The organism is Thiohalocapsa sp. (assembly GCF_019695415.1).
In the GTDB taxonomy this organism is placed as follows: Bacteria; Pseudomonadota; Gammaproteobacteria; order Chromatiales; family Chromatiaceae; genus Thiohalocapsa.
The window spans coordinates 1-3,249 of record NZ_JAIFKJ010000508.1 but is presented as its reverse complement, the minus strand read 5'-3'; the positions used below and the strand labels follow the sequence as shown (position 1 = coordinate 3,249).

Genomic DNA, 3,249 nt, shown 5'->3' with positions numbered 1-3,249 from the left:
CCGCCTCCAGGCGGCGGAGGTCCGCAGGCGTGTCGATGGTGGAGAGGAGAGGGTAAGAGTTGGGTACAGGCGTAGGCGTGGAGTCGGTCATCGTCTTCGTGACCTCGGGTCGGTCAGTAACCCGTAAAGCCTAGAGCAACGGCCTCTCGGAGGGCACCGTTACACTTGTCCCGAATCAAGCAAAGGCATCACACAGCGGCGTTTCAGCGAGATTGTCCGACGGACCGGCGGCAGAGGAGAAGGCCGGCTGAGGCGCCGGGGTCAGACAGGCGCCAATGCCAGGTGTGCAATGGTCGCCAGCGGTCGCCCCGCCGCAGCCAATGCCGGCAGCGCCGTACGCATGCGCCGGCGCCAGGGGAGAAGCCGCAACAAGTCCGTCTCCGCGACGTAGCGAAGCCGCGGGGCCAGCTCGACATAATTCCGCGTGTTCGCAATCGCAAACCGAAAGCGCACACGCATGCGCCGAAAGCCGTCTCCGAATCGCGCGAAGGCGAGCAACGCCGGGTGATAGCCGTCCACCAGCACGTCTGCGCCGGCAGGCGCGAGCGCGGCGATGCCGCGCAGGGTCGCCACCACCTGTGCACGCTCCAAATAGGGCAGAATGCCCTCCAGCATGAAAATGGGGCGGTCGGCGCCCAGGTGCCCCGAGAGGTCTCGCAGTCCGTCGGGCAGCGCTGCCGTCATATGGGCGATGCCGGACGCAGGCGGGAGAAGCCTCTCGCGCAGCTCGGTCACGGCGGGAAGGTCCGCACACAACCACCGTGCGCGGTCGGTGCCCACACGTTGCGGGAGCGTGTCGAGACCACAGGCCAAGACCACCACCGTCCGGGGTTGCGTCGCTCCCGCGAGCAGTGTCCGCAGCTCACGTTCCAGCACCACGGAGCGGGCAATGCAGAGCCGCATCGTGAAGCGGTCGCGGCCGACGGTACGGGCGTCTAGGCCCAGACGCTCCGTCAGCGCCCGGGCGGCTGGGTCATCGAATGGCAGCTCCGGCAGCAGCCTCGCCGCGTGCGCTCTGGCGTACAAAGGGATGAGCAGCGTCCGGCTGACGCCGCCGAGGACGTCGTCCGCCCCGCTGACATCGACAGCCGGAGCTCCTGGATTGGGGCCGGACACGGTCACCGTCATCACCGCGGTTCGGCGTGCACCAAGAGCGGTGCTGCGGGCACCAGCATGCCGGCGAAGCGCGGTGGCACAGGCGCCGTATCGGGCGTCGCCGGCCGCAGCCGGAAGGCTTGGATCAGTTGCGCGATCACCAGCACGCCTTCCAGCATTGCAAAACGTCGGCCGATACAGCTGCGCGGGCCACCGCCAAACCCAAGATGGTGCGACTGCATCATGGCATCGGCGTTGAAGCCGTCGAACCGCCGCGGCTCGAAGCACTCCGGCGCGGGCCAGTGGAGCGGGTCGCGGTGCAGCGTTGGGATGCTCAAAAGCAGTTGATCACCACGCCGGATCCGGTAACCGCCGAGGGCATGATCGGCGATGGCCTCACGCAGCAGGATGGGCGGCTGCGGGTAGAGGCGCAGCGCCTCCAGCAGCACACCCCGGGTGAGCGGCAGCTGGTCAAGATCCTCCAGGCGGTGCGGCAAATCGCGGCCGGCTTCGGTCTCTGACTGCAAGGCCGCTTGCAATCCAGGCTCCCGGGCAACGTGATAGAGCGCCCAGGCGAGCGCAATAGCCAGGCTGTGGTGACCGGCTATGAGCATGGTCATGAGCTCGTCACGCATCTCTTCCGCGGAAAAGTGGCTGGAATCACGCCGGCGCTGGAGCAGCCACTGCCCCAGCAGGTCCGCAGGCTCGTCCGAGTCGGCTAGGTCGCGTCGTCGCGCGGCAATGATTTGGTCCAGGATGGCATTGGCCTCGGCAATGCGCCGGCGGAAGCGCCGATTTGCCGGGGTGGGCCATGCCAGGGGCGGCGCCAAGAGCGAGCTGCCGCGACGCACGAGGTCATCCAACAAAGCATGGATAACTCCGCTGACGCGGGCTAGGCGTCCATCCAAGCGGTCGCCCTTCAGGCGCAGGCCGAAGATGCTGTCCAGCAGGCTCACGAGCGTGGTGCGCGAGAGCTCGGTAACCAGATCGCGCGGGCCCGCCCCTGTCCCCTCATGACGCCAGCGCTCAATGGTCTGGGCAATCGCCCGGCGCATGGCCGGCACATAACGGGGCAGGCTGCCGGCGGTGAGCGCCGGATTGGCGAGACGGCGGTGCCGCTTCCAGCGCTCGCCGTCGTTGATGAGCAGCCCCTCGCCGGTGACGGCCGCGAGCCGACGCATCAGGCTGCCCTTGCGGTAGCACCGGTCCTTGTCGAGCAGAATGTCCCGCATCAGGGGCTCTGCATTGACCTGCAACAGGCGGAAGCCCGCGGCGTCCAGACGCACGACCGGACCCGCCGCGGCGCCGTTGGCGAAGAGCCGCAGCAGGTCACGCCGCAACAGCGGTGGCAGCGAGCGGTGCAGCGGCAGCATGCGCGGGCGCTGCGGCGCCCCGACAGCGGGCTGCCGGCTAGGGGCCGGCACGGCTGGAGATCTCGACGCGGTATCGTTCGCCGCCGCGGACTCGGAACTGCTGAGGCGCGATTGCATCGCCCGACATGACTCCAAACAGATCAGGCGGCCCGGCGCCGCCGGGCCGCCCCAAAAACTCATTAACAACACCCAGCGAGCCCGCAGCAGAGTCGACGACGTCCCCGGCCGGTACATGCACTCGCCGAAGCGCCGGCGGCGAGGGATCGCCACCGGCGCTTCGGCGTAAAGGATACGTGATATAGCGTTGGACTGCGGCGTGGCACCGCAGCGGCAATGGCGCCGACCTGAGGGTCGGCGCGCGCCGTGACCGGTTCGCCACTGCAGCGCATGGCCCGCCGCGCTCGCGCGGCAATGGTTGGCACCCTTTTGGGTCCGGCTGCGCACCGCGACGACCACGCCGCGGTACGCCCCATGCCGATCAAACCATGCGCTTCACCGGGACCGGCTTCAGCCGATCGACTGGTCGGACAGCTTAGGCGCCGCCGAGCCAGTTGAAGTCGGCGCTGCTCAGCAGGATGAAGTGGATCAGCAGGGCCAGAATCAACAGGAAGCCGAAAAGGGCCACCAGTGTCCTGCGCGGATCGAAGATCTGCCAGATCTTATGCATGTGTCATCTCCGAATGATTATTGTGGCGTGCCGCAATTGTTGTTGTGCGATCAGCCACGGAAGTTGCAATTGAGCTAGGAAAGGCGCGGCTTACAGCCAGGGGCGCCAGAACCA

General features: G+C 67.7%; 3 protein-coding genes. All 3 read right to left on the bottom strand.

Annotated features, from left to right (window positions below; all coding sequences use genetic code 11):
- Positions 1-261: 261 nt before the first annotated feature.
- The gene (locus I6U14_RS14160) at positions 262-1,128 is read right to left on the bottom strand and encodes a class I SAM-dependent methyltransferase (protein WP_296900161.1); all 867 of its coding nucleotides are present in this window, start codon (positions 1,126-1,128) and stop codon (positions 262-264) included.
- The gene (locus I6U14_RS14155; RefSeq protein ID WP_296900160.1) at positions 1,128-2,468 is read right to left on the bottom strand and encodes a cytochrome P450; all 1,341 of its coding nucleotides are present in this window, start codon (positions 2,466-2,468) and stop codon (positions 1,128-1,130) included. The genes I6U14_RS14160 and I6U14_RS14155 overlap by 1 nt, the downstream gene beginning before the upstream one ends.
- Before the next feature lie 532 nt (positions 2,469-3,000).
- Positions 3,001-3,135 (bottom strand): light-harvesting antenna LH1, alpha subunit, encoded by a 135-nt coding sequence (gene pufA, locus I6U14_RS14150; RefSeq protein WP_200240635.1) that lies wholly within the window; start codon positions 3,133-3,135, stop codon positions 3,001-3,003.
- Positions 3,136-3,249: the final 114 nt, after the last annotated feature.

Bases quoted from the DNA above. Each gene is read 5' to 3' on its own strand.
- I6U14_RS14160 (WP_296900161.1), bottom strand. From the start codon at position 1,128: ATGACGGTGACCGTGTCCGGCCCCAATCCAGGAGCTCCGGCTGTCGAT.
- I6U14_RS14155 (WP_296900160.1), bottom strand. From the start codon at position 2,468: ATGCTGCCGCTGCACCGCTCGCTGCCACCGCTGTTGCGGCGTGACCTG.
- pufA (WP_200240635.1), bottom strand. From the start codon at position 3,135: ATGCATAAGATCTGGCAGATCTTCGATCCGCGCAGGACACTGGTGGCC.